General features: G+C 70.7%; 21 protein-coding genes. 11 read left to right on the top strand and 10 right to left on the bottom strand.

Annotation, left to right across the window (positions count from 1 at the left end; translation table 11 throughout):
• Nucleotides 1–9 precede the first annotated feature (9 nt).
• The 4 genes from AC1PLR_RS18410 to AC1PLR_RS18395 all read right to left on the bottom strand — a co-directional run bounded on the left by AC1PLR_RS18410 (nt 10) and on the right by AC1PLR_RS18395 (nt 4,704).
• Nucleotides 10–1,224, bottom strand: coding sequence for an ABC transporter permease (locus AC1PLR_RS18410; RefSeq protein ID WP_481101907.1), 1,215 nt, complete (start codon nt 1,222–1,224; stop codon nt 10–12).
• A gap of 15 nt (nt 1,225–1,239) precedes the next feature.
• On the bottom strand, nt 1,240–2,562 hold the full coding sequence (locus AC1PLR_RS18405) for an ABC transporter permease (RefSeq protein ID WP_481101906.1): 1,323 nt from the start codon (nt 2,560–2,562) through the stop codon (nt 1,240–1,242).
• 28 nt (nt 2,563–2,590) lie between these two features.
• On the bottom strand, nt 2,591–3,307 hold the full coding sequence (locus AC1PLR_RS18400) for an ABC transporter ATP-binding protein (protein ID WP_019800633.1): 717 nt from the start codon (nt 3,305–3,307) through the stop codon (nt 2,591–2,593).
• Nucleotides 3,308–3,435: 128 nt separating this feature from the next.
• Nucleotides 3,436–4,704 carry an efflux RND transporter periplasmic adaptor subunit gene (locus AC1PLR_RS18395; RefSeq protein ID WP_010343805.1) on the bottom strand — a complete coding sequence of 423 codons (1,269 nt, stop codon included), beginning with the start codon at nt 4,702–4,704 and terminating at the stop codon, nt 3,436–3,438.
• A 204-nt stretch (nt 4,705–4,908) separates the two neighbouring features.
• Between AC1PLR_RS18395 and glmS the strand changes: the two genes are divergently transcribed.
• Nucleotides 4,909–6,741 carry a glutamine--fructose-6-phosphate transaminase (isomerizing) gene (gene glmS / locus AC1PLR_RS18390; RefSeq protein WP_481103638.1) on the top strand — a complete coding sequence of 611 codons (1,833 nt, stop codon included), beginning with the start codon at nt 4,909–4,911 and terminating at the stop codon, nt 6,739–6,741.
• Between the two features lie 87 nt (nt 6,742–6,828).
• Here the strand turns inward: glmS and AC1PLR_RS18385 are convergent, their stop codons facing one another.
• Nucleotides 6,829–7,959: an FAD-dependent oxidoreductase gene (locus AC1PLR_RS18385; protein ID WP_481101905.1), complete on the bottom strand. Its 1,131-nt coding sequence runs from the start codon at nt 7,957–7,959 to the stop codon at nt 6,829–6,831.
• Nucleotides 7,960–8,064: 105 nt separating this feature from the next.
• Here AC1PLR_RS18385 and AC1PLR_RS18380 point away from each other — a divergent pair, with 105 nt between their 5' ends.
• Nucleotides 8,065–8,781 carry a TetR/AcrR family transcriptional regulator gene (locus tag AC1PLR_RS18380; RefSeq protein ID WP_481101904.1) on the top strand — a complete coding sequence of 239 codons (717 nt, stop codon included), beginning with the start codon at nt 8,065–8,067 and terminating at the stop codon, nt 8,779–8,781.
• A gap of 172 nt (nt 8,782–8,953) precedes the next feature.
• Entirely contained in the window at nt 8,954–9,427 is a 474-nt protein-coding gene (locus AC1PLR_RS18375) for a hypothetical protein (RefSeq protein ID WP_209032510.1), read from the top strand.
• A gap of 281 nt (nt 9,428–9,708) precedes the next feature.
• On the opposite strand, the gene AC1PLR_RS18370 is transcribed toward AC1PLR_RS18375, so the two are convergent.
• From AC1PLR_RS18370 to AC1PLR_RS18360, 3 genes are all read right to left on the bottom strand, one after another.
• The gene (locus AC1PLR_RS18370; RefSeq protein ID WP_481101903.1) at nt 9,709–10,917 is read right to left on the bottom strand and encodes a copper resistance protein B; all 1,209 of its coding nucleotides are present in this window, start codon (nt 10,915–10,917) and stop codon (nt 9,709–9,711) included.
• Nucleotides 10,914–12,731, bottom strand: a complete 1,818-nt coding sequence (locus AC1PLR_RS18365) for a copper resistance system multicopper oxidase (protein ID WP_481101902.1) — start codon at nt 12,729–12,731, stop codon at nt 10,914–10,916. Before AC1PLR_RS18365 ends, AC1PLR_RS18370 begins: the two co-directional genes overlap by 4 nt.
• A gap of 119 nt (nt 12,732–12,850) precedes the next feature.
• Nucleotides 12,851–13,258 (bottom strand): CopL family metal-binding regulatory protein, encoded by a 408-nt coding sequence (locus AC1PLR_RS18360; protein WP_481101901.1) that lies wholly within the window; start codon nt 13,256–13,258, stop codon nt 12,851–12,853.
• Between the two features lie 116 nt (nt 13,259–13,374).
• Here AC1PLR_RS18360 and AC1PLR_RS18355 point away from each other — a divergent pair, with 116 nt between their 5' ends.
• From AC1PLR_RS18355 to AC1PLR_RS18330, 6 genes are all read left to right on the top strand, one after another.
• The gene (locus tag AC1PLR_RS18355; protein ID WP_481101900.1) at nt 13,375–13,815 is read left to right on the top strand and encodes a heavy metal-responsive transcriptional regulator; all 441 of its coding nucleotides are present in this window, start codon (nt 13,375–13,377) and stop codon (nt 13,813–13,815) included.
• Nucleotides 13,812–16,250 carry a heavy metal translocating P-type ATPase gene (locus AC1PLR_RS18350; RefSeq protein ID WP_481101899.1) on the top strand — a complete coding sequence of 813 codons (2,439 nt, stop codon included), beginning with the start codon at nt 13,812–13,814 and terminating at the stop codon, nt 16,248–16,250. Before AC1PLR_RS18355 ends, AC1PLR_RS18350 begins: the two co-directional genes overlap by 4 nt.
• A gap of 34 nt (nt 16,251–16,284) precedes the next feature.
• Nucleotides 16,285–16,497 (top strand): heavy-metal-associated domain-containing protein, encoded by a 213-nt coding sequence (locus AC1PLR_RS18345; RefSeq protein WP_481101898.1) that lies wholly within the window; start codon nt 16,285–16,287, stop codon nt 16,495–16,497.
• 120 nt (nt 16,498–16,617) lie between these two features.
• Nucleotides 16,618–17,721, top strand: coding sequence for a PLP-dependent cysteine synthase family protein (locus tag AC1PLR_RS18340; RefSeq protein WP_481101897.1), 1,104 nt, complete (start codon nt 16,618–16,620; stop codon nt 17,719–17,721).
• 61 nt (nt 17,722–17,782) lie between these two features.
• Nucleotides 17,783–19,807, top strand: coding sequence for a M3 family metallopeptidase (locus AC1PLR_RS18335; protein ID WP_481101896.1), 2,025 nt, complete (start codon nt 17,783–17,785; stop codon nt 19,805–19,807).
• 397 nt (nt 19,808–20,204) lie between these two features.
• Nucleotides 20,205–21,095, top strand: coding sequence for an SH3 domain-containing protein (locus tag AC1PLR_RS18330; RefSeq protein WP_481101895.1), 891 nt, complete (start codon nt 20,205–20,207; stop codon nt 21,093–21,095).
• A 46-nt stretch (nt 21,096–21,141) separates the two neighbouring features.
• On the opposite strand, the gene fabB is transcribed toward AC1PLR_RS18330, so the two are convergent.
• A complete protein-coding gene (gene fabB / locus AC1PLR_RS18325; RefSeq protein ID WP_481070268.1) occupies nt 21,142–22,350 on the bottom strand; it encodes a beta-ketoacyl-ACP synthase I in 1,209 nt (402 codons plus the stop codon).
• On the bottom strand, nt 22,350–22,865 hold the full coding sequence (gene fabA / locus AC1PLR_RS18320; RefSeq protein WP_481101894.1) for a 3-hydroxyacyl-[acyl-carrier-protein] dehydratase FabA: 516 nt from the start codon (nt 22,863–22,865) through the stop codon (nt 22,350–22,352). Before fabA ends, fabB begins: the two co-directional genes overlap by 1 nt.
• 200 nt (nt 22,866–23,065) lie before the next feature.
• Here fabA and dinB point away from each other — a divergent pair, with 200 nt between their 5' ends.
• Both dinB and gph read left to right on the top strand, forming a co-directional pair.
• Nucleotides 23,066–24,136, top strand: a complete 1,071-nt coding sequence (dinB, locus tag AC1PLR_RS18315) for a DNA polymerase IV (protein WP_010343821.1) — start codon at nt 23,066–23,068, stop codon at nt 24,134–24,136.
• 302 nt (nt 24,137–24,438) lie between these two features.
• Nucleotides 24,439–25,092 carry a phosphoglycolate phosphatase gene (gene gph, locus AC1PLR_RS18310; RefSeq protein ID WP_481101893.1) on the top strand — a complete coding sequence of 218 codons (654 nt, stop codon included), beginning with the start codon at nt 24,439–24,441 and terminating at the stop codon, nt 25,090–25,092.
• The last annotated feature ends 141 nt before the right edge of the window (nt 25,093–25,233 follow it).

Here is a 25,233-nt window from a genome sequence, read left to right as displayed (position 1 = left end):
GGCTCCGGGTCAGGCGCTGCGGGTGGCGGTGGCAGGCGGGACGGCGGCGGCGCGCAGGGCCGGGCCGAGCACGGCGAGCTGGCCCAGCGCGCACAGCAGCAGTGCGCCGACCGGCAGGTAGCTGGCCGGCAGCCGCTCCAGCTCGAACACCTGCATCAGCAGCACGTTGCCGCCGTAGGCCAGCAGCATGCCCAGCGCCACGCCGGCGCCGACCAGCAGCAGGTTCTCGGTCTGGAAGTAGCGCAGGATGTCGCGGCGGGTGGCGCCGAGCGCGCGGCGGATGCCGATCTGCTTGGTGCGCTGCTGCACCCAGAAGCTGGCCAGGCCGACGATGCCCAGCGCGGTCACCAGCAGCATCGCGACGATGATCGCGACCAGCAGCCCGGTCATCGCGCGGTCGCTCTGGAAATAGGTCTGGCGCAGCGCGTCCAGCGGTTGGCTGTTGGCGTTGTCCAGCACCGCCTCTGGCACCGCACGCGCCACCGCTGCGCGCGCCTGCGCCAACACCCGTGGCAGGTCGCGCGGATCGGCGCGCAGCACGTAGGTGCCGGACTGCTCCGCCTCGCGCACCGGGAGTACCACCGACCAGTCGCTGCCGATCACGCCATCCTCGCTGCGGCCGGGGTCGGGGCGCGCCAGGTGCGCCAGCGTGCCGATCACGCGGAAATGGCCGCCGGCCCAGAATTCCTTGCCCAACGGATCCTGGCCCGGCCACAGGTGTGTGGCCAGCGCTCGCGTGATCCACACGCCGGCCGCGGTCGGCATGCCGTTGACGAGCGGCTGGTAGTCCGCGTCGGCGAACGCGCGGCCGCTGTCCGGCTTCAGTTCCAGCGCGGCGACAGCGCCCGGGCTGAGCATGTAGAAGTGCGGCACGCCGCCGACCTGGGTGCAGTCCTGGTCCAGGCACAGCCCGTTGTTGAACGCCGGCGGCGCGAACGGCACGGTGTTGATGGCGCCGGCCGCGCGCACGCCGGGCGTGCGCCGCACCGCATCCAGCGCGCGCGCGTTGACATCGGCATCGTTGCAGCCGTCGCAGCCGGACAGCGTCACCAGGCCCAGCGCGGATTCGTCGATGCCGCTGCGCAGATGCACCAGGTCCAGGCGGTTGCCGATCAGGAAGAAGGCGTTGCACAGCACCGCACAGGCCAGCGCCACTTCCAGCGCGATCAGCGTGGCCGCAATGCGATGGCGCGACAGCGCGCTGAGGATGGGCGTGATCTGCATGGTCGCGGGCCCCGGTTACAGACTCTTGAGTTGCATGGCTGGCGCGATACGGCTGGCGCGCAGGGCGGGGAACAGGCCGGCCGCGAGGCTGCAGGCGATCGCCAGGGCGAAGGTGCCGGCGAACGTGGTCAGGTCCAGGTGCGCCAGGTCGGCGTAGGCGGTGGGCTGCTGGCGCACGCTCCATAGGCCGATCAGGGTCAGCAGCCAACCGCCGATGCCGCCGACCAGGCCGATCACGCTGGCCTCGGTCAGGCACTGCGCGAAGATCGCGCGACGCGAGGCGCCCAGCGCGCGGCGCACGCCGATCTCGCCGCCGCGGCGCAGGAACTTGGCCAGCAGCAGGCCGACGCTGTTGAACAGGCACAGGCCCAGGAACGCCAGCGCCAGCCAGCTCTGCAGGCGCACGTCGCCAGGGACCACACGGTTGTGGTCCAGCCATTGCGGCAGCGACAGCAGGCGGGCGGTGTCGGCGCGGCCGATGCGCCCGGCGGCATGCTGCTGCGCCGCGTAGTCGGCCAGCAGCCGGCGGTAGTCGGCGACCTTCGCTGGCGTGTCCAGTTGCACCCACAACTGCAGCCACACGCACGGGGCGCTGCGCAGGTCCATGTTCGCGTCGGGCTTGCCGAAGCAGGTCCACGGCTGGATGTGGCCGTCGTTGACCTCCAGGCTGCTGGACAACGGCATGAACACGTCCTGTGTCCGCCCATAGAAGCTGGCGGTATCGCCATGGGCGAAGCTGCCGCCGGCCAAGGTGTAGAACAGCGGCGACGGCCGCCACGGCGCCAGCACGCCGACGATGCGCACCGCGGTGCCGCGCACCAGCAGCGTGCGGCCGACGCTGTTGCGTCCGCCGAACAGCTTGGCGTTGAGGTCGGAGGAGATCACCGCCACCCGCGCCCGGTCCTCGTCCTCGCGTGCGCGCCAGCCGCTGCCGTAGGCGAACGGCACCTGGAACATCGGGAAGAAATCGGCCTGGGTCATCAGCAACTGGGTCATGAAGGCCGGTGCGGCGCTGTCCGGCGCACGCAGCTTGATCTCGCTCTCGGCGACCATGGCCTGGCGATCGGCGCGCCCGCGCTTCCACAGGTCCATGGCCGAGGGGTAGTCGAGCTTGTCGTACGGCTTCTGGTTGGCGCCGTTGCTGGGGCGCGGATCCAGTTGCGCGAAGAAGATCTGCTGGCTGCGCCCCGGCAAGGGGTCGCCGGAGAGCAACCGCATCACCGTCAGCGTGGTCATCGCCGCGCCGATGCCCACGGCGATGGACAGCACCATCAGCGCGGTGAGCACCGGGCTGCGGCGCAGGCTGCGCCACGCTTGCTGGAAGTAGTAGCCGAGCATGCCGGTCTCCGCGTCGTCGCCGTGCCGGTCAGCGCGTGGCCGCGGCGTCGCTGCCCCCGTGCACCAGCACCGGGTCGCGCTGCAGGTCGGTGGCCTGGCCGTCGACGATGTGCACGTTGCGCTGCGCGCGCGCGGCCAGTTCCGGATCGTGGGTGACCATGACGATGGTCGAGCCCTGCGCGTTGATCTCCTCCAGCAGTTCCATCACCCCGCGCGCCATCTGCGAGTCGAGGTTGCCGGTCGGTTCGTCGGCCAGCAGCAGGCGCGGGCTGCCGGCCAGGGCGCGGGCGATCGCCGCGCGCTGCTGCTGGCCGCCGGACAGTTCGGACGGATAGTGCTTCATGCGCGAGCCCAGCCCGACCCGGCTCAGCGCCTCCTCGATGCGCTGCTTGCGCTCGGCTGCGCCCATGCCGCGGTAGCGCAGCGGCACGTCGACGTTGTCGAACAGGTTTAGATCGGGAATCAGGTTGAAGCCCTGGAAGATGAAGCCGATCTTCTGGTTGCGCATGCGCGAGCGCGCATCGTCGTTGAGGTTGCTGACGTCCTGGCCGTCGAGCAGGTACTGGCCGCTGGTGAAGGTCTCCAGCAGGCCGGCGATGTTGAGGAAGGTGGTCTTGCCCGAACCCGACGGCCCGGTGACGGCGACGAACTCGCCCTCGCGGACATGCAGGTCCAGCGAGCGCAACGCATGCGTCTCGACCTGTTCGGTGCGGAAGACCTTGGAGACGGCGCGCATTTCGAGCATGGCATGAGTTCCTGTGGTGGTGGAGCGGGGATTGGGGATTGGAGATGTCGGGATTCGGAATCAGTGGCCAGGAAAGGAAAACGAGAGAGGCTTGCGAATCCCCAATCCCGATTCCCCAATCCCGGCTTCTAATGCACCGTGACCTGCGGCGCGTCGCCGAACAGATCGCTGCCGGAGACGACCACCCGGTCGCCCGGCTGCAGGCCCGAGCGCACTTCGACTTCGCCCAGGCTGGTGACGCCGAGTTCGACCGGGCGGCGTACCGCCGAGTCGCCGTCCATGACGTACGCATAGCGGCCGCCGGACTGTTCGACGAACGGGCCGCGCTCGAGCTTGAGCACGTTCTTGCGGGTATCCAGCAGCACCCGCGCACTCATGCGCTGGCTCTGGCGCAGGCCCGGCGGCTGCTTGTCGGTGAAGCGGATGCGCGCGTTGACCTCGCCGTTGACCACTTCCGGCGACACCGCCGAGATCGCCCCGGCGAACGGCTCGCCGGCACCGCTGGTCAACTGCGCCGGCATGCCGATCGCCAGGTCGCGGGCGAAGCTCTCCGGCACCTTGATCTCCAGTTCGAACTTGGACAGGTCGACCACGCTCAGCACCGGCGCGTTGGCGGCGACGTTGGTGTGCTGCGACACCTGCACCTGGCCGACCTGGCCGTCGAACGGCGAGCGCAGGGTCAGCAGGTCGACCTGGCGCTGCACCTCGGCCACCACCGCGCGCTGGCGCTCGGCGAGCAGGCGCTTGTTGCGCGCGTCCAGCGAGGCGCCCTGCGCCTGCAGGCCGGAATCCTTCTGCGCGTGGCTCATCGCGATGTCGGCCTTCTTCAGCGTGTCCTGCGCCTTGGCCAGTTCCACCTGCGGCACCGCGCCGCCTGCGTAGCCGCGCTGGTAGCGCTCCAGGTCGCGGCTGGCGGCCTGCCGCTCGATCTGCGCCTGGTCGATCAGCTTGCTGGCGTTGGCGCGGGCCAGGCTCGCGTCCAGGTCGGCGCGGCCGGCCTCCGCTTCCAGGCCGGCCAGGGTGGCCTCTTCCTGGGCCAGCTTGCTGCGCAGCTCCGGGCTGTCGATCTCGGCCAGTTCCTGGCCCTGCTTGACCACGTCGCCGGCGACCACCTTCAGGGTCACGGTGCCGCCGGAGATGGCGTACAGGGTGGGGCTGTTGGCGGCGATCAGGCGGCCGTCGGCGGAGATGTCGCGGACCAGGTCGCCGCGGGTCACCGTGGCGATGCGCACGCGCTGCGCGTCGAAAGAGCGGCTGCCGGCGATCCAGCCGCGCGCGGCGAAGGCGATGCCCAGCAGCACCAGCGCGGCGATCGCCCCGGGCCACAGCCAGCGGCGCCAGGCGGCGGAGCGGGGGCGGGCGAGAACCTGGTCCTGGGCGGAGGTGTCACGGATCATCGGACGGTCGCAGCGGTGAGGATGGGGACTCCATCGCACGATGCGTGCCAACTGCAAGTCGTTGAATTGTATGGCGGCGGCCGGCGCGGACAGGTGTCCGGGTGTCCGCGGACACGTTCGCGGACACCGTGTCCGGCAGCGGACAGCGGCAAGACATTCAGCGGACTTGGCTAGAATGGCGGACTTTTCGGGAAGGGCGTGGCTATGTGCGGTATCGTCGGTGCGATCGCGGATCGCGATGTGGTCCCGGTCCTGATCGAAGGGCTCAAGCGCCTGGAATACCGGGGTTACGACTCGGCCGGTATTGCCGCCATCGCCGACGGACAGGTGCGCCGCGTGCGCCGCACCGGCCGCGTGGCCGAGACCGAAAGCGCCGCGCAGGCCGAGGGACTGCACGCGCCGCTGGGCATCGGCCACACCCGCTGGGCCACGCACGGCGGCGTCACCGAGGCCAATGCGCACCCGCACGTCAGCCACGGCGACCTGGCCCTGGTCCACAACGGCATCATCGAGAACCACGAACAGCAGCGCGAGCGCCTGACCGCGCTCGGCTACGTGTTCGAATCGCAGACCGATACCGAGGTCATCGCCCACCTGATCCACCACTACATCGAGCAGGGCCGCGACCTGCTCGGCGCGCTGCAGGCGGCGGTGAAGGAACTGACCGGCGCCTATGCCGTGGCCGCGGTGAGCAAGTCGCGCCCGGACCTGCTGGTGTGCGCGCGCATGGGCTGCCCGCTGCTGATCGGTCTGGGCGAGGGTGAGAACTTCATCGCCTCCGACGTCTCGGCGGTGATCCAGGCCACGCGCCGGGTGATCTTCCTGGAAGAAGGCGATACCGCCGAACTGCGCCGCGACGGCGTGCAGGTGTACGACGCGCAGGACCAGCCGGTGCAGCGCGAGCCGCACGTCTCCGACGTGTCGCTGGCCTCGCTGGAGCTGGGGCCGTACCGCCACTTCATGCAGAAGGAGATCCACGAGCAGCCGCGCGCGCTGGCCGACACCCTGGAGGCGCTGTTCGACGCCGGCGGCTTCGACACCGCGCTGTTCGGCAGCAAGGCCGAGGCGCTGCTGGCCGACGTGGACGCCGTGCAGATCCTGGCCTGCGGCACCAGCTACTACGCCGGCCTGACCGCGCGCTACTGGATCGAAGGCATCGCCGGGTTGCCGTGCAGCGTGGAGATCGCCAGCGAGTACCGCTACCGCGATGCCTGCGCCAACCCGCGGCAGTTGATCGTGACCATCTCCCAGTCCGGCGAAACCCTGGACACGATGGAGGCGCTCAAGTACGCCAAGTCACTGGGCCATGCCAAGACCCTGTCGATCTGCAACGTGCCCGAGAGCGCGATCCCGCGCGCCAGCGCGATGGTGCTCTACACCCGCGCCGGCGCCGAGGTCGGCGTGGCTTCGACCAAGGCCTTCACCACCCAGCTGGCGGCCCTGTTCCAGCTCACCTGCGTGCTGGCCAAGCGCCGCGGGCGGCTGAGCGCCGAGCAGGAGGCCGAGTACCTGGAGCAGCTGCGCTACCTGCCCGGCAGCGTGCAGCACGTGCTCAACCTGGAACCGCAGATCGCGGTGTGGGCCGAGCGCTTCGCCGACAAGCACAACGCGCTGTTCCTGGGCCGCGGCCTGCATTACCCGATTGCCCTGGAAGGCGCGCTCAAGCTCAAGGAAATCACCTACATCCACGCCGAGGGCTACCCGGCCGGCGAACTCAAGCACGGCCCGCTGGCGCTGGTCGACGCCGACATGCCAGTGGTGGTGATCGCGCCCAACGACACCCTGCTGGAGAAGGTGAAGTCGAACATGCAGGAAGTGCGCGCGCGCGGCGGCGAACTGTTCGTGTTCGCCGACCAGGACAGCAACTTCAACGAATCCGAAGGCGTGCACGTGATCCGCACGCCGCGCCACGCCGGCGTGCTCAGCCCGGTGCTGCACACCGTGCCGGTGCAGTTGCTCGCCTACCACACCGCACTGGCGCGCGGCACCGACGTGGACAAGCCGCGCAACCTGGCCAAGTCGGTGACGGTGGAGTAAGCGCGCTCAGTCGCGTTCGGTGCGCGAGCGATGGGCAGGCTGAGCGCCGTGGCCATGTCCGCCGCGGCGCCGGGCTGCCGCTGAGCGCTAGGCGGCGATGCCGTTGAAGAAATCGACCAGGCTCTGCGGCGCGGTGTCGTCGAAGAACAGGGCGAGGTTGCGCTGCGATTCGCGGGCGAACGGCGCGCTGCGCGCGAACAGCTCGGCTTCGTACATGGCCAGCGCGGCGTCGATCGCGCCGGGATGCGCGGCGATGGCCTTGCCCAGCTCGGCGCCATCGTAGAGCGCGAGATTGGCGCCTTCGCCGGCGAACGGCGACATCAGGTGCGCCGCGTCGCCGAGCAGGGTCACGCCGGGGACGCGTTCCCAGCGATGCTCGACCGGCAAGGCATGGATCGGACGCAGCACCGGCGGCGTGTCGCTGGCGGTGATCAACGCGGTCAGCGCCGGCGCCCAGCCGGCGAACTCCGCGGCGATGCGCGCCATCGCGCTCGCCGGCACGGCCACGTCGACGCCGTCGAACCATGTCTCCGGCCTGACCAGCGCCACATAGGCCTGCAACATGCCGTCGGCATGGCGGTGCACGAGGATGCCCTTGCCCGGTGCGACCGCCATCAGCGTTCCGCCGCCGACCAGGTGCGCGCTGTCCGGATACCGGGTGTCGGCGTGCAACAGGCAGGTCTCGACGAAGGTGGTGCCGCTGTAGGCGGGCACCGCAGCGGACAGCAGGGGCCGTACCTTCGACCAGGCGCCGTCCGCACCCACCAGCAGGTCGGTGGTGACCGTGGCGCCATTGCCGAAGTGCAGCCGATGCCGCCCCTCGCCGAGCGGCGACACGCCGGCGAGCTTGTGGCCCCAGCGCACCGCACCGGCGGGAAGCGCATTGAGCAGCAGGCGGCGCAACTGCCCGCGATCCACCTCCGGCCGGCTGCCGGCGGCGATGTCCGGCCGCTCCACCAGCAGCGTCCCGTGCGCGTCGACGACGCGTTTCGCATCCGCGCCGGGCAACACCAGCGCGCGGAACTGCGCGTACAGCCCGGCGTCCTTGAGCGCCAGTTGGCCGTTGTACGCGTGGATGTCGAGCAGGCCGCCCTGCGGGCGCGCCTCGGCCGATGCCTCGGCTTCGTAGAGCGTCGCGGCGATGCCGTGGAGGTGCAGCACGCGGGCGAGCGCGAGCCCGCCCAGTCCGGCACCGATGATTGCGATGGGAGTGTGCATCCGGGACCTCAAGGGAGCAGTGCGTGCAGCGATGCGCGCGGCACGTGGCTATGGAACGTCGTTCCATCATCTTGGAATGACGTTCCATCCGTGTCAAGATCGGCCATGGCCAAGCCACGCCCCAGCCCGTCCCGCCGCGATGCCGCGTTGTCGCGCGAGCAGATCGTCGACGCGGCGATCGCCCTGCTCGATCGCGACGGCGAAGCCGGCCTGACCTTCCGCGCGCTGTCCGAACGGCTCGCCACCGGACCGGGCGCCCTGTACGGCCATATCGCCGACAAGCGCGATCTGCTGACCGCCGCCTGCGACGCCGTCATCGCGCGCAGCCTGTCGGCGCCACCGGCAGGCGCCACGCCGCAGGCCGCCATCCGCGCGCTGGCCCTGGCCATGTTCGACGCGATCGATGCGCATCCCTGGATCGGGTCGGCCCTGTGGCAGGCGCCGGGGCAGCTGCCGATCGTGCGCATCATCGAAGGCCTGGGCCAGCCGTTGCGTGCGCTCGGTGTGGCCGACACCGCGCAGTGGGCGGCGGTGTCCGCGCTGCTCAACTACATGCTCGGCGTGAGCGGGCAGAACGCGGCCAACACGCAGTTGGCGCTGACCCAGGGGCTTGTCCGCAGCGAGGCCCTGGACGCGATGGCGGGCATGTGGTCGCGGCTCGATCCGGCCGCGTATCCGTTCGTGCGCAGCATGGCCGCCGCGCTGCGCACGCACGACGACCGTCTGGATTTCGTCGCCGGGATCGACCTGATCCTCGCCGGCATCCTGGCGCAGGGCGCTGCGCCGACGACCTGCGACGTCCGCAAGCGCCGCAGGTCCTGAACGATCCGGGCACGAGCGCTGCGCGAGGTGGCACCTAGCGCGCAGGTGCGAGCGCCGCATGACGCCGCTGATCACCACGCGAACGCTGGCACTTGCGCGTGGACATTGCCAGCAGTGTGGCGCGGGTTATGCATAAGCTTCCTGCGAGGGTTCCCACCACGCAGGAGGACGCATGTACGAGTCTTTCAGACAGGGGGCGCCGGCCGAGCTGTGGCAGGCGCTGGTGCACGAGGCCGGGCAGCGCCTGGGCCGGCCGCTGGACGAATCGCGCGAGCACTATCTGGTGTTCGTGCTGCTGCGTTACCAGCGCGACGCGCAGTTGCTGGCGCGCATCCAGGCGCTGGCGTGGCTGCATGCGCAGGAGCAGGTGGGGCGTGCACGTGCCGACGCCTTGCGTGAGGTCGGCGACGGCTGCCTGCTGATCGCCGGGCTGTTCCCCGGCGTGGCGGCACGGCGCCGGGTCAGCGTGGACTACTTCATCGACCTGGGCCGCGGCGCCTACGCCGAAGTTGCCGAAACCCGCGACAGCGACGCCAGCCTGTTCGGGCAACTCGCGCGCAGCTATCGCGAGCTGGTCCGCACGCTGGGCGCGCTGCGTCCGCCACGGCACGAAGTGGAGGCATTGCAGGCGGCGCTGCACGCATGAGCGGTGAAGAGGCGCCTCGAACGCCCGTCGCCGTCGGTGCCTGATGCGCTGTGCCGGACCCCCGATGCCGCATCTCGTAGGAGCGGCTTCAGCCGCGGCGGGCGTTCCCGGGAAAGCCCGTCGCGGCTGAAGCCGCTCCTATGGACGCACGGCCGATTGCGGTGTCTGCCGTGCGTGCACCTGGCGCGAGACGCGCATCGCTCTGCTGGCGACGCCGCGTGTCGCTCCGGGGGCGCGTCCTTGCCGCCGGAGCGCGCGCCCGCAGCTCGACAGCAGAACCGTCAGAACCAGAACCGCAGGCCCGCGACCCAACGCGTCTCGCGCACCGCCTCGCCGTCGCCACGGCGCAGGTCGGCGGTGTCGCCGAAGTGGCGGACGTGGTCGACGCCGACGTACGGCGCGAACCGCCGCGTGACCTCATAACGCAGGCGCAGTCCGCCCTCCACGGTGGCAAGGCCGCTGCCGGTGCGATGCGCCGGATCGTCGCGCGCGGCCAGTTCCGCCTCCAGCCGTGGCTGCAGGATCAGCCGGTTGGTCAGCAGCACGTCGTATTCGCCTTCCAGGTGCAGGCTGGCATGGCCGCCTGCGCCGACGTACAGCATCGCCGAGACCTCAAACTTGTACGGCGCCATGCCCTGCACGCCGAACGCCGCCGAGGTCCGCGCGCGGCCGGGCGCGAACGCCTGCCTGCCGCCGATCAGCACGTCCCACCACGGCGAGATCGCGCGGCCGTAGGCCAGTTCCAGCGCGGACGCCGTGGTGCGGCCGCCCTCGCGTTCGCCGTCGCTGCGCAGCCACAGCCGGTCGATGTCGCCGCCGTACCAGCCGCGCGCTTCCCAGGCCTGGCCGCTGCCGTGGGCGTTGTCCCAGCCCTCCAGGCGATCGACCAGCAGGTAGCCGGTGCGCGCCGCGCCGTGCGCCATGCCGTGGTCGCGCAGCACCGGGAACGCCGCCGCCCGGTCGGCAGCGGTGATCGGCGGGATCGCCTCGCGCGGCAGCGACGTGTCGGCGCTCGCGGGACAGTGGCACGCTGTCGCTGTCGCTGTCGCTGTCGGTTCGGGCGCCGAGGGCGTCGCATGGTCCATGCGGTCGTGATGCACGCCGTCGTGTGCGGAGTGCGCATGCTCGACCTGCGACGCCGGCGCGGCCGCGTGGTCCATCGTGGCGTGGTCCATGTGCTCGTGCGACATGGCGTCGGCGTGTTCCGCCGTGGTCTGCGTGTCAGGCGCGGCGTGCATGGCCGGCGCGTGCGCGGCATGGCCCATGGCTGCGTGGTCCACGACACCGTCTATTGCCGCGTCGGGCTGCGGTGCCGTTGTCGCGTCCGCCATGGGCATGCTGGCAGCGGACGCCGGGCAGGCGCAGGGCGCGGCAGGGAGATCGGCGCCGCTGTCGGCCGCGTGGACATGCTGTGCCTGCGCCACGGCGTGCGCGAGCAGCAGCACCATGCCGGTCGCCTGGGCGAGCGGAGCGAGACGGAAGCAGCTCATGCGTCCACCCGCACTTCGCGCATCATGCCGCCGTCCATGTGGTACAGCAGGTGGCAGTGGTAGGCCCAGCGGCCTAGTGCATCGGCGCGCACGCGGTAGCTGCGGCGCGTGCCCGGCGGCATGTCCACGGTGTGCTTGCGCACCTGGAAGCGGCCGGCGGCGTCTTCCACGTCGCTCCACATGCCGTGCAGGTGGATCGGGTGCTGCATCATCGTGTCGTTGACCAGCACGATGCGCAGGCGCTCGCCGTAGTTCAGCCGCAGCGGCTCGGCGCTGGCGAAGGGAATGCCGTCGAACGACCAGGCGAACTTCTCCATGTTGCCGGTCAGGTGCAACTGGATCTCGCGCCCCGGCTCGCGTCCGTCCGGGTCCTCGAACAGGCTGTGCAGGTCGGCATAGGTCAGCACGCGGCGGCCGTTGTCGCGCAGGCCGATGCCGGGGTCGTCCAGCCGCGGCGCAGTGGCGGCGGACTGCATGTCCACCAGCGGATTGCCGCGTTCGCTGGCTGGATGCGCAGGCGCGGCGGCAGTGCTGGCAGCCGCGTGCGCGGCGTGGTTCATGCCCGGCATGCCGGGCATGTGCATGCTCGCGCCGCAGCCGCCTTCCATAACGTGCATGGCGGTGCCGGCGCCGTGGTCCAGGCCGGCGTGCCCGGCCATCGCATGGCCCATGTCCTGCATGCGCAGCAGTGGGCGCGGATCGTTTGCCGGCACCGGCGCCTGCAGGCCTTCGCGCACGGCCAGGGTGCCGCGCGCGTGGCCGGTGCGGCCCATGTCCTGCGCGAACACCGTGTAGGCGTCCTGGCCGCTCGGTTCGACCAGCACATCAAAGGTTTCGGCCGCGGCGATGCGGAACTCGTCCACGCTCACCGGATGCACGTACTGGCCGTCGGCGGCGACCACGGTCATCTTCAGCCCGGGGATGCGCACGTCGAAGTAGCTCATGCTGGAGGCGTTGATGAAGCGCAGCAGCACTTTCTCGCCGGGGCGGAACAGCCCGGTCCAGTTGCCGGCCGGGGTCATGCCGTTGAGCAGGTAGGTGTAGGTGTTGCCGTTGACGTCGGACAGGTCGCTCGGCGTCATGCGCATGCGCCCCCACATGCCGCGGTCGGCGAGGGTGGCGCGCAGCCCGTCCTCGCGCGCGTCGCGCAGGAAATCGCCGACGGTGCGCTGGTACAGGTTGTCGTAGGACGGCATGTGCTTCAGCCGCCGGAACAGCGCCGCCGGATCCAGGTCGGTCCAGTCCGATAGCAGCAGCACGTGTTCGCGGTCGTAGCGGTACGGCGGCGGCTCGCGCGGGTCGATGACGATGGCGCCGTACAGCCCGGCCTGCTCCTGGTGCAGCGAATGGCTGTGGTACCAGTAGGTGCCGGATTGGCGCAGGGCGAAGCGGTACTGGTAGGTCTCGCCCGGGTAGATGCCGTCGAAGCTCATGCCCGGCACGCCATCCATGTTGGCCGGCAGCAGCAGGCCGTGCCAGTGCACCGAGGTCTGGGTGTGGCCGGGCAGGCGATTGGCCACGCGGATGGTCACGGTATCGCCTTCGCGCCAGCGCAGCAGCGGCGCCGGCACGCTGCCGTTGACGGCGATGGCGGGGCGCGTGCGCCCGGTGAAGTTGACCTGTGTGCTGCCGATGCTCAGGTCCAGATCGGTGCCGTGCAGCACGTAGGGCGCGGCGCCGTTGCGCGCCAGTGCGCTGGCCTGGGCGTAGCGCAGCGGCAGCCCGGTGAGGCCGGCGGCGGCGCCCAGCGCCAGCCCGGTGACGAAGCGGCGCCGCGACGGCAGCGCCGGCAGGCCGGAAGAAGATGGTTTCATGTGCGATGTCCGTCAGCGGATGCGATGCGCCGCGCAGCGCCGATGGGCGCTGCAGGCACGGACGCGGCAGCGCCTGTGCGCTGCCGCCGGGAGACCGCCCAGCAGGCGGCCGCGCGCGCTCAGGCGCTGGGAGGGCGTTCCAGCCGCGGCAGGCCGGGCGCGCCGTGCGCGGCCTGGGGAGCGGCGGCAATCAGGGTGCGGGGCAAGCGTGGCAGCGCCAGCGGCATCGCCAACAAAGCCGGCAGCGGTTGCGCGTGCGGACATTGGCAGCCGGCCATGCCGCCGCAGCCGCCGTGCTTGCCGGCATGGTCGTGGCAGTGCGCGTCGTGGTCAGCCGGCGGCGGTGGAGGTGCGTCGTGACAGGGCATCGCCGCTTGCGCCGGTGCCGCGCTGGCGACGATGGCAGCCGCTTCGTACGTCGCGCTGCCGTGCGCCGGCATTCCGGGCATCGCCATGGCGGCCGCGGTGCCGTTGAGCAGCAGGCTCAGGCACAGCAGCAGGCGCAGCAGGACGGCGGAAGTCGGCACAGGCGGCAGCGTGACGTCGGGAATGGAAGAGGATACCGAAGCCGGCGTGCGCGGCAAGCGACCGCCATGCGGCAAGGCTTGACTCTGGACCCGAGTCCAGGGAGTAGGGTGTGCGCATGCGATCCGATCCCGCCACCGCCCGCTTCACCATCGGCGCGCTCGCCCGCCAGGCCGACGTCGCCATCGACACCGTGCGTTACTACGAACGTCAGGGCCTGCTGCCCCCCGCCCCGCGCCGTGCCTCCGGCTACCGCGAGTACGACGCCGCGGCAGTGCAGCGGGTGCGCTTCATCCGCCGCGCCAAGGAGCTGGGCTTCTCGCTGGAGGAGATCGGCGAGTTGCTGGCGTTGCAGGACGATCGCGTGCATGGCGTGGAGGGCATCAAGCAGCGCGCCAGCGCGCGCCTGCAGGCGCTGGATCGGCGCATCGCCGAACTGACCGAGATGCGCGACACCCTGGCGGCCCTGGTCGGGGAGTGCCCCGGCCACGGCGCGCCGGACACCTGCCCGATCCTGGGCGACATCCGCGGCGATGCCGCTGGCGAGCCGCCGCGATGAGCGCAGACCGGGCCACCGCGTCACTGACGCTGCCGGTGCAGGGCATGACCTGCGCCGCCTGCGCGGCGGGCGTGGAAAAAGCGCTCACGCGTCTGCCAGGCGTGGCGGCGCAGGCCAGCTACGCCGGCGCGCGCGTGCAGGTGGACTACGATCCGCAGCAGGTGGATCTGCCGACGCTGCTGCAGCGCATCCAGCACGCCGGCTACTCGGTGCCGACCCAGACTGTGACCCTGGAACTCAGCGGCCTGCACTGTGCGTCCTGCGTGGCGTCCATCGATGCGTTGCTGGCGAAGACCCCGGGTGTGCTCGCCGGCCACGCCAACCTGGCCTCGGCCAAGGCGCGGGTGGAGATCGTGCCTGGTGCGGTCGCGCCCGCGGACCTGGTCGCACGGATCGCCCGCGCCGGGTTCGGCGCGCGCGTCGCCGAGGCCATGGACCCGGCGCAGCTGGCCGAGCGCGAGCGCAGCGAGCGGCGCGCCTGGCGACGCGAGCTGGGCCTGTTCGCCGCGGCGGTGCTGCTCACCCTGCCGTTCTGGGGGCAGATGCTCGGCATGCTGGATGGCGACGCCCTGCGCGGCGCGCACGCCGAACCGCTGCCGCGCTGGCTGCAGTTGCTGCTGGCGACGCCGGTGCAGTGCTGGATCGGCGCGCGCTTCTACCGCGCCGGCTACCGCGCACTGCGCAACGGCAGCGCCAACATGGACGTGCTGGTCGCGCTGGGCACCGGCATGGCCTATCTGTACAGCGCCGTGGTCACCGTGGCCGGCCTGCACGGCCAGCACGTGTACTTCGAGGCCAGCACCAGCGTCATCACCCTGGTGCTGCTTGGGCGCCTGCTCGAGGCCCGCGCCAAGCGCCGCACCACCGCGGCGGTGCGCGCGCTGCTCGACCTGGCGCCGACCACTGCGCGGGTCGAGCGCGACGGCGCCATCGTGGAGGTGGACGTGGCGGAACTGGCGGTCGGCGACGTGTTCGTGGTCGCCGCCGGCGAGCGCGTGCCGGTGGACGGCGAGGTGCTCGAGGGTCATTCCAGCGTGGACGAAGCCATGCTCTCCGGCGAGGCCATGCCGGTGGCCAAGGCGCCGGGCAGCCGCCTGCATGCGGCCACGGTCAACCAGCTCGGCCTGCTGCGCGCGCGCGCCACCGGCGTTGGCGCGGACACCCTGCTGGCGCAGATCGTGCGCATGGTCGATGCCGCGCAAGGCTCGCGCGCGCCGATCCAGCGCCTGGTCGACCGTATCGCTGCGGTGTTCGTGCCGGCGGTGCTGGCCATCGCCGCAATCACCCTGGGGGCGACCTGGGCGCTGGGCGGCAGCTTCGCCGGGGCGCTGGTGCACGCGGTGGCGGTGCTGGTGATCGCCTGCCCGTGCGCGCTGGGCCTGGCCACGCCGACCGCGATCATGGTCGGCACCGGTGTCGGCGCGCGCGCCGGCATCCTGATCCGCGACGCCGAGGTGCTGGAACGCGCCCGTGCGCTGACCGCGCTGGTGGTCGACAAGACCGGCACGCTGACCCTGGGCCAGCCGCAGGTGACGGCGGTGCTGGTCGTCGACGCGGCCCAGACCGCGCCGCTGCTGCGCCTGGCCGCGGCGCTGGAAACCGGCTCGGCGCATCCGCTGGCGCGCGCCATCGTGCAGCGCGCCGCAGAGTTGGGCGTGCGCGCGGCCGTGCCGGCACCGTCGGCCGAGGCGGTGCAGACGCTGCCGGGGCAGGGCGTGCGCGGCCGCGTGGACGGGCGCGAGGTGGCGCTGGGCGCGCTGGCGTGGCTCGACGGCCTGGTCGCTGCGCCGGCCGACCCGGCGCTGCGCCGCCAGGCCGAGGCGGCACAGGCGCAGGGCCACAGCGTGGTCGGGGTGGCGGTGGATGGCGCGGTGAGCGGCTACATCGCCATCGCCGATCCGCTGCGCGAGGATGCCGCCGAGGCGGTGGCGTTGCTGCAGGCGCGCGGCATCGCGGTGACCATGCTCAGCGGCGACAACCGCCACGCGGCGCAGGCGGTGGCCGTGCGGCTCGGCATCCAGCAGGTGCAGGCCGAGGTGCTGCCGCAGGACAAGGCGGCGCACGTGCGCCGGCTGCAGGCCGTGCCGGGCGCACACGTGGGCATGGTCGGCGACGGCATCAACGACGCTCCGGCGCTGGCCGCGGCCGACGTCAGCTTCGCCATCGGCAGCGGCTCGGACATCGCCATCGAGGCGGCCGACGTGGTGCTGATGCACGGCGACCTGGCCGGCGTCGCCGCCGCCATCGACCTGTCCGCGGCGACGGTGCGCAAGATCCGCCAGAACCTGTTCTTCGCCTTCGTCTTCAACGGCCTGGGCATCCCGCTGGCCGCGTTCGGCCTGCTCAACCCGGTGATCGCCGGCGCGGCGATGGCACTGAGTTCGGTGTCGGTGCTGGGCAACGCGCTGCTGCTCAATCGCTGGCGTCCGCAATGAGCGCGGATGCGATTTCCTGACCCTGGAGCCTGACATGCACCATCTCGATCTCCTCGTCCACGGTATGAGCTGCGGCGGCTGCAGCGCACGGTTGCAGCGGGTGCTGGACGCCTGTCCGGGCGTGACCGCCAGCACGGTGGTGCTGGAAGGCGGGCGCGTCGGCATCGACTACGACCCGGCGCGCATCGACGTGGCCGCGCTGGAGCAGGCGATCGCCGACGCCGGCTTCAGCGTGGTCGCCGGCTGAGCGCCGCCCCGGCGCCGTGTCCTCCCGGGTGAACGCCGCCGTGGCGGCCGCTGCCGCGCATGGTCCGGGCGCACGGCCGGGCGTGTATCGTGGGCGCGGTTTCTCCGCTCCCGCATCGCCATGACCCATCGCGCTTGGGTGGCCGCCGCCATCCAGAAGATCGAAGCCGACTTCAACCGCTCGGCCGATACCCACCTGATCCCGCTGGACCTGCCCGGTTTCCCCGGCATCGACCTGTACTTCAAGGACGAGTCCAGCCATCCCACCGGCAGCCTCAAGCACCGCCTGGCGCGCTCGCTGTTCCTGTACGCGCTGGCCAACGGCTGGCTGCGCGAGGGGCGCCCGGTGATCGAGGCCTCCAGCGGCTCCACCGCGGTGTCCGAGGCGTATTTCGCGCGCCTGCTGGGGTTGCCGTTCATCGCGGTGATCCCGGCCACCACCTCGCCGGAGAAGATCGCCGCGATCGAGTTCCAGGGCGGGCGCTGCCACCTGGTCGGGCGCGCCTGCGACCTGCACGCCGATTCGGTGCAACTGGCGCGCGAGACCGGCGGCCACTTCATGGACCAGTTCCTGTACGCCGAGCGCGCCACCGACTGGCGCGCCAACAACAACATCGCCGAGTCGATCTTCCGGCAGATGCAGGAGGAGCCGCATCCGATCCCGGCGTGGATCGTGTGCAGCCCCGGCACCGGCGGCACCGCGGCCACGCTCGGCCGCTACGTGCGCTACCGGCGCCATCCCACCCGCATCCTGTGCGCCGATCCGGAAGTGTCGCTGTTCTTCGACGGCTACCGCGAGGCGCTGGCCGGGCGCGACTATGCCGGCCTGGAAAGCACCGGCGGCTCGCGCATCGAAGGCATCGGCCGGCCGCGGGTGGAGCCGAGTTTCATCCCCAGCTGTGTCGATGCGATGGTCAAGGTGCCCGACGCGCTGAGCCTGGCGGCGATGCGCTACGTCAGCGCGCGCCTGGGCCGGCGCGTGGGCGGCTCCACCGGCACCAACTTCGTCGGCGTGCTGCAGGCGGCCACGCGCATGCGCGAACACGGCCGCAGCGGCGCCATCGTCACCATCCTGTGCGACAGCGGCGAGCGCTACGTGCACAGCTACTACCGGCCGCAGTGGTACGCCGAGCAGGGCATCGACGTGGAGCAGGCCGATGCGCAGCTGGCCGCGGCGGTGGCCGGCGCCGGCCTGCCACCACTGCCTTGTGCCGCGCTGGACTGACCGCCATCTGTCGTTCATGGCCGGCTGCGCCGGTCCTTCCTCCGCTACCGAGAGTTCCGCGATGACCAATCCCCTGCTCGATTTTTCCGGCCTGCCGCGCTTCGATGCGATCCAGCCCGAACACATCGGCCCGGCGATCGACACGCTGCTGGCGCAGGCCGAGGCCGCCGTGGCCGCTGCCGAGACGGTGGCGCCGGTGCGCTGGGACAGCTTCGTAACGCCGCTGGACGATGCCACCGAGCGCCTGTGGCGGGCCTGGGGCCAGGTGGGCCATCTGCAGGCGGTGGTCAACACGCCGGCGCTGCGCGAGGCCTACAACGCCAACCTGCCCAAGGTGACGCGCTTCTCCAGCGCGCTGGGCCAGAACCTGGCGCTGTTCGCCCAGTACCGCACGCTGGCGCAATCGCCGGAGGCGGCCACGCTGACGCCGGCGAAGCGCAAGGTGCTGGACAACGCGCTGCGCGATTTCCGCCTGGGCGGCGCCGAACTGGGCGAGGCCGACAAGCAGCGCTTCGCCGCGATCCAGGAAGAGCTGTCGGCGCTGTCGGCCAAGTTCTCGCAGAACGTGCTCGACGCCACCGACGCGTGGTCGCTGCTGATCGACGACCCGGCGCGCCTGGCCGGCCTGCCCGAGGACAGCATCGCCGCTGCGCGTGCGGCGGCCGAACGCGACGGCCAGACGGGCTGGAAGCTGACCCTGCAGATGCCCTGCTACCTGCCGGTGCAGATGTACGCCGAAGACCGTGCGCTGCGCGAGACGCTGTACCGCGCCAACGCGATCCGCGCCTCGGAGTTCGGCGATGCGGCGCTGGACAACAGCGCGGCGATCGGCCGCATTCTCGCCCTGCGCGGCGAACTGGCGGCTCTGCTCGGTTTCGCCAGCTACGCCGAGTATTCGCTGGCGACGAAAATGGCGCAGGATCCGGCACAGGTGCTGGCGTTCCTGCACGACCTGGCCGCACGCGCCAAGCCCTACGCGCAGCGCGACCGCGCCGAGCTGGAAGCGTTCGCGCGCGAGCACCTGGGCCTGGACACGCTGGAAGCCTGGGATCTGGCCTACGTCAGCGAAAAACTCAAGCAGGCGCGCTACAGCTTCTCCGAGCAGGAGGTGAAGCGCTACTTCACCGAGCCCAAGGTGCTGGACGGCCTGTTCGGCCTGATCCACGACCTGTACGGCTTGCGCGTGGAGGCCGACAGCGCGCCGGTGTGGCATCCGGACGTGCGCTTCTTCCGCCTCAGCGATGCGCAGGGGCGCCTGGTCGGGCAGTTCTACCTGGATCTGTACGCACGCGAAGGCAAGCGCGGCGGCGCCTGGATGGACGACTGCCGCAACCGCCGCGAACGCACTGACGGCGTGCAGACCCCGCTGGTATACCTGGTGTGCAACTTCGGCCGCGGCAGCGACGGCAAGCCGGCCACCTTCACCCACAACGAGGTCACCACCCTGTTCCACGAGATGGGCCATGGCCTGCACCAATTGCTGACCCAGGTCGGCGAACTGGGCGTGGCCGGCATCAACGGCGTGGAATGGGACGCGGTGGAATTGCCCAGCCAGTTCATGGAGAACTTCTGCTGGGAATGGCCGCGCCTGCAGGCGATGACGGCGCACGTGGACAGTGGCGAGCCGCTGCCGCGCGCGCTGTTCGACAAGATGCTGGCGGCGAAGAACTACCAGAGCGGCATGTTCACCGTGCGCCAGCTCGAGTTCGCCCTGTTCGACATGCAACTGCACCACAGCTTCGATGCGCAGTCCGACAGCGTGCTGCAGTTGCTCGAGCGCGTGCGCGACGCCGTGGCGGTGAACCGGCCGCCGTCGTGGAACCGCTTCCCGCACCAGTTCAACCACATCTTCGCCGGCGGCTATGCGGCCGGCTATTACAGCTACAAGTGGGCCGAGGTGCTTAGCGCCGACGCGTATGCCGCATTCGAGGAAGCGCCTGACCAGTTGGCCACCACCGGCGCGCGCTTCCTGCGCGAAATCCTCTCGCGCGGCGGCAGCCGCCCGGCGCTGGAGAACTTCACCGCCTTCCGCGGTCGTGCGCCGGAGTTGGAAGCGCTGCTGCGGCACAGCGGCATGGCCGGATAAGCCGGGATTGGGGATTCGGGATTCGGGATTCGGGATGACCAGCCTGCGGCCATTGAGAGCCGGGATTCGAGATTTTCCTGCGCAGGCGTAGTGGTTGCGATTGCACTGTGGGAGGGGCTTCAGCCCCGACGGGCTTTCCCGGGAAAGCCCGTCGGGGCTGAAGCCCCTCTCACAAAAGCAGCTGCTTTTTATCGGCGCACTGGATCGCTTTGCAGCGGTTGTGCTCCGCGGACACGCTGCCGTCCCGATTCCAAATTCCCGGCTTTCAACAGCCGCAGTCTGGTCATCCCGAATCCCCAGTCCCCAGTCCCCAATCCCCAATCCCCAATCCCCAATCCCGAATCCCGAATCCCGAATCCCGGCTCCTCCGTGCTAGAACAGGCACAGCGACACAGCGATGTTCGCTGCCGCGACCGCGGCGCAGGAAACCGCCGCACTGCACAAGGAGGACCGCATGAAGCGAGCAGGGTGGTGGACGCCGCTGCTGTTGAGCATGGCCGCGCCGGCGCTGGCGCAGGACGGCAGTGGCACGGTGCGCATCGGCGCCAGCCTGCGCGCTGGCCCGGCACCGGAGTATCCGCGCGTGGCCACGCCGGTCACCGACGACGCGCTGCGGGTGCATGGCTGCACTCGCGACTGGGCCTGGTGCGATGTCAGTTGGCGCGAGAAACGCGGCTGGTTGCCGGCCGGCGCGATCGATTTCAGCGCACAGGAACAGGGCATCGCACCCGGCGTGCCCACCGTCGGCTTTGCGCTGGATCGCTATTGGGACACGCACTATCGCGGTCAGCCGTGGGCGCGTGAACGCGCGCGCTATCGACCGCTGGAAAGCGCAGCGGCCGCGGCCGGCCCGGCGCAGATTCCGGCCCCGTTGCAGCGCCAGTTGGCGCCGCAATGGCGGGCGCCGCCACCAATCGCGTCTGCCTCCGAGGCCGTGAGCGCCACGCCGGCATGGACGCCGCCGGGCGAGCGGATGTACCAGATCCCGCCGCCGGACGCGCTCAATCCCCGCTACAACAAGGAACTGTCGAAGGAACTGCAGCGGCAGGAAGACGACCGCCGCCAGCGCGAATCGCTGGGGCTGCAGCCGGTGCCGCCGCCTGCGTCTGCGCCCTCGGCATCGCCGAAGTGGCCGCCGTCGCCGGCGACGATCCAGTGGGTCGAGCGGCATCCGCCGAAGCCGACCTCGCCACCTCCACCGCCTCCGCCCTCAGCGCCACCGGCCAAGCCGGAAGCGCACAAGGACGACGACGCCGGGCGTCGCGACGTCAGGCAGCTGGAGCGCTGATGCGCGGCACGCTGCCGCTGCCGGCACCATGCAGGCATGGCCCGAATCAGGCCTTGGCGAACACCAGCGCAGCGTTGGTGCCGCCGAAGCCGAAGCTGTTGGACATCACCGTGCGCAAGTCCGCGTCGCGGCTTTCGCGCACGATCGGGAAGCCCTCGGCGCGCGGATCCAGCGTGTCGATATTGGCCGAGCCGGCGATGAAGCCGTCGCGCAGCATCAGCAGGCAGTAGATCGCCTCGTGCACGCTCGCCGCGCCCAGCGAATGCCCGGACAGCGCCTTGGTCGAAGACAGCGGCGGCACCGCATCGCCGAACACCGCGCGCACCGCATCCAGCTCGGTGACATCGCCCAGCGGCGTCGAGGTGCCGTGGGTGTTGAGATAGTCGATCGGCGCGTCCACGCCCTGCAGCGCCATGTGCATGCAGCGCACCGCGCCTTCGCCGGACGGTGCCACCATGTCGGCGCCATCGGAGGTCACGCCGTAGCCGACCAGTTCGGCGTGGATGCGCGCGCCGCGCGCCACCGCGTGCTCGTAGTCCTCCAGCACCAGCATGCCGCCGCCGCCGGCGATGACGAAGCCGTCGCGCGCGGCGTCGTAGGGCCGCGACGCCACCGCCGGCGTGTCGTTGAAGCCGGTGGACAGCGCGCCCATCGCGTCGAACATCAGGCTCATGGTCCAGTCGAGCTCTTCGCCGCCGCCGGCGAACATCACGTCCTGCTGGCCGTGGCGGATCAGGTCCGCCGCCGCGCCGATGCAGTGCGCCGAGGTCGCGCAGGCCGCCGACAGCGAGTAGCTCACGCCCTTGATCTTGAACGCGGTGGCCAGGCTGGCCGAGACCGCCGAACACATCGTGCGCGGCACCATGTACGGGCCGACCTTGCGCACGCCGCGGTTGCGCAGCAGGTCCGCCGCTTCCACCTGCCAGTGGCTGGAGCCGCCACCGGAGCCGGCGATCAGGCCGATGCGCGGATCGCTGATCGCCGCCTCGTCCAGGCCGGCATCGGCCAGCGCATCGCGCAGCGCCAGGTAGGCGTAGGCCGAGGCATCGCCCATGAAGCGCTTGAGCTTGCGGTCGATCGCCGCGTCCAGGTCCAGTTGCACATCGCCGCCGACCTGGCTGCGCAGGCCGGCGTCCACCGCCTGCGGGTTGTGGCGGATGCCGGACTGACCTTCGCGCAAAGCGCGCGCCACGCTGTCCAGATCGTTGCCCAGACACGACGTGATGCCCATTCCGGTAATGACCACGCGCCGCATCAGAACGCCTCCGTCGACGTGAACAGGCCCACGCGCATGTCCTTGGCGGTATAGATCTCGCGCCCGTCCACCGACATGCGGCCGTCGGCCACCGCCATCACCAGCTTGCGGTTGATCACCCGGCTGATGTCGATCTCGTACACCACCTGCTTGGCGGTGGGCAGCACCTGCCCGGTGAACTTCACCTCGCCCACGCCCAGCGCACGGCCACGGCCGGGCGCGCCCAGCCAGGTCAGGAAGAAGCCGGTCAGCTGCCACATCGCATCCAGGCCTAGGCAGCCGGGCATCACCGGATCGCCGATGAAATGGCAGCCGAAGAACCACAGGTCCGGGCGGATATCCAGCTCGGCGCGGATCACGCCCTTGCCGTGCGCGCCGCCGGTCTCGTCGATGGCGACGATGCGGTCGAACATCAGCATCGGATCGTTGGGCAGGCGCCCGGCGTCGGCGCCGAACAACTCGCCGCGTGCGCTGGCGAGCAATTGCTCGCGCGAATAGGAAGACAGACGACTCATGAGCGGAAGATTTCCAGGCGAGACAGTCGAGGCGCGCAAGAGTGCATGAGCCTTGCGCGTTCAATCAAACGTTTTATCCGTACGCACGCGTAGTGTCGGCAGCGGCGGTGGCGCGCGCACTGCGCCGGATCAAGGCGCGCATTCTCAGTCCGTGCGCAGTGCCGGGCTTATCATGCGCACACCGTTCGCAGGCGTAGGGTATGGGGTCGATGCGCAAGATCATTCACGTCGACATGGATGCGTTCTACGCGTCCGTGGAGCAGCGTGACGATCCGGCGCTGCGCGGCAAGCCGGTGGTGGTGGCCTGGCGCGGCATGCGCTCGGTGGTGTGCGCCGCCTCCTACGAGGCGCGCGTGTTCGGCGTGCGCTCGGCGATGCCGGCGCTGCGCGCCGAGCGGCTGTGCCCGGACGCGATCTTCGTGCCGCCGGATTTCGCCCGCTACAAGGCGGTGTCGCGGCAGGTGCGCGAGATATTCCAGCGCCACACCGACATGATCGAGCCGCTGTCGCTGGACGAGGCCTATCTGGACGTCACCGCGCCAAAGGGCGAATTGCGCACCGCCACCGAGATCGCCCAGACCATCCGCGCGCAGATCCGCGCCGAAACCGAACTGACCGCCTCGGCCGGGATCGCGCCGAACAAGTTCTTGGCCAAGATCGCCTCGGACTGGCGCAAGCCCGACGGCCAGTTCGTGATCCGCCCGCATCGCGTGGAGGCCTTCCTGACCCCGTTGCCGGTGAACAAGGTGCCCGGCGTGGGCAAGGTGATGGAGGCCAAGCTGGCGGAACTGGGCATCGCCACCGTGGGCGACCTGCGCGCGCGCAGCGAGGCCGAACTGGAAGCGCGCTTCGGCAGCTTCGGCCTGCGCCTGTATCAACGCGCGCGCGGCATCGACGAACGCCCGGTGGAGTCGGATCAGCCGGTGCAGTCGATCTCCTCCGAGGACACCTTCGCCGAAGACCTGGCGCTGGACGCGCTGGAGCCGGCGATCCGGCAACTGGCGGAGAAGACTTGGAACGCCACCCGCCGCACCGAACGCATCGCGCGCACGGTGGTGCTGAAGCTGAAGACCGCGCAGTTCCGCATCCTCACCCGCAGCTTCACCCCCGAGCAGCCGCCGGAGTCGCTGCAGACCTTGATCGACATCGCCCTGGCGCTGCGCGCGCGCGTGGACCTGCCGGCATCCACCCGCTACCGCCTGGTCGGCGTGGGCCTGTCCGGCTTTCACGAGCCCACACCCGCACAGGCGCAGGGGCGCTTGTTCGGTTGAGGTGATCACGCACGGCGGTTCTGCTTGGTACGTGGATTGAAACGGGTTGTCGCCGTCGTGGAGGATGCCAAGTTGGCAGCCGCATCCTCGCCGTGCGTGGATTGAACGCCAAGGGAGACGCGAGTGAACCGGGAACGTGGCCTTTGCCCATCCCGCGTCGGGACTGAAGTCCCTCCCACATGTGCGTGCAAGGATTGGAAACACGGACTTCATCGTCTGGCCATGCTGATCGGCCTTGCCGCGACCGCGTACCGCCCGTGCGCCACCTACAATGCACACTTCTTCCCCTGTCCTGGCACGACATGATGTTTCCGTATGCAGTGGTGGTGTTCGATCTCGACGGCACCCTGGTCGACAGCGGCGCCGACATCGCCGAGGCACTGAACCGCACCCTGGTCGACTTCGGCCTGCCGCGCGTGCCGGAGGCAACCGTGCTCGGCTGGATCGGCGAGGGCGTGCGCAAGCTGGTCGAGGCCGCCTGGCGGCATGCCGGCGACGCCACGCCGCTCGATACGGTGATGCCGACCTTCATGCGCCACTACGCCGAGTGCCTGTTGCGCAGTCCGCGGCTGTACCCCGGTGCGGCCGAAGCGCTGACGCAGTTGCACGCGGCTGGGGTGACGCTGGCGCTGTGCACCAACAAGCCGTCGGCGATGGTGCCGCCGCTGCTGCGCCATCTGGGCGTGGCCGACCGGTTTTCTGCCGTGCTCGGCGGCGACAGCCTGCCCGAGCGCAAGCCCAGCCCGGCGCCGTTGCTGCACCTGGCTCAGCAGTTCGCGCAGCCGCCGGCGCGCTGTCTGATGGTCGGCGATTCGGGGACCGACCTGCAGGCCGGGCACGCCGCCGGCATGCCGGTGGCGCTGGTGCGCTACGGCTATCCGCGCGACCTGGATCTGGCCACCGCCGATGTGGTGCTGCTGATGGATGATCTGCGTGAGCTGCTGCAGTTGCGCTGAGCGATGGCAGCGCAGCGCCGCGGTGCCACGCGAAGATCGGAATGTCGTTGTAGGAGCGGCTTCAGCCGCGATGGGCTTTCCCGATAAAGCCCATCGCGGCTGAAGCCGCTCCTACGAAAAAGACGCGTGTGATGTCTGAGC

Source organism: Xanthomonas sp. NCPPB 3570 (assembly GCF_056725115.1).
Note: the sequence above shows the minus strand (reverse complement) of the source record. Positions and strands in the feature narration are given on the sequence as shown.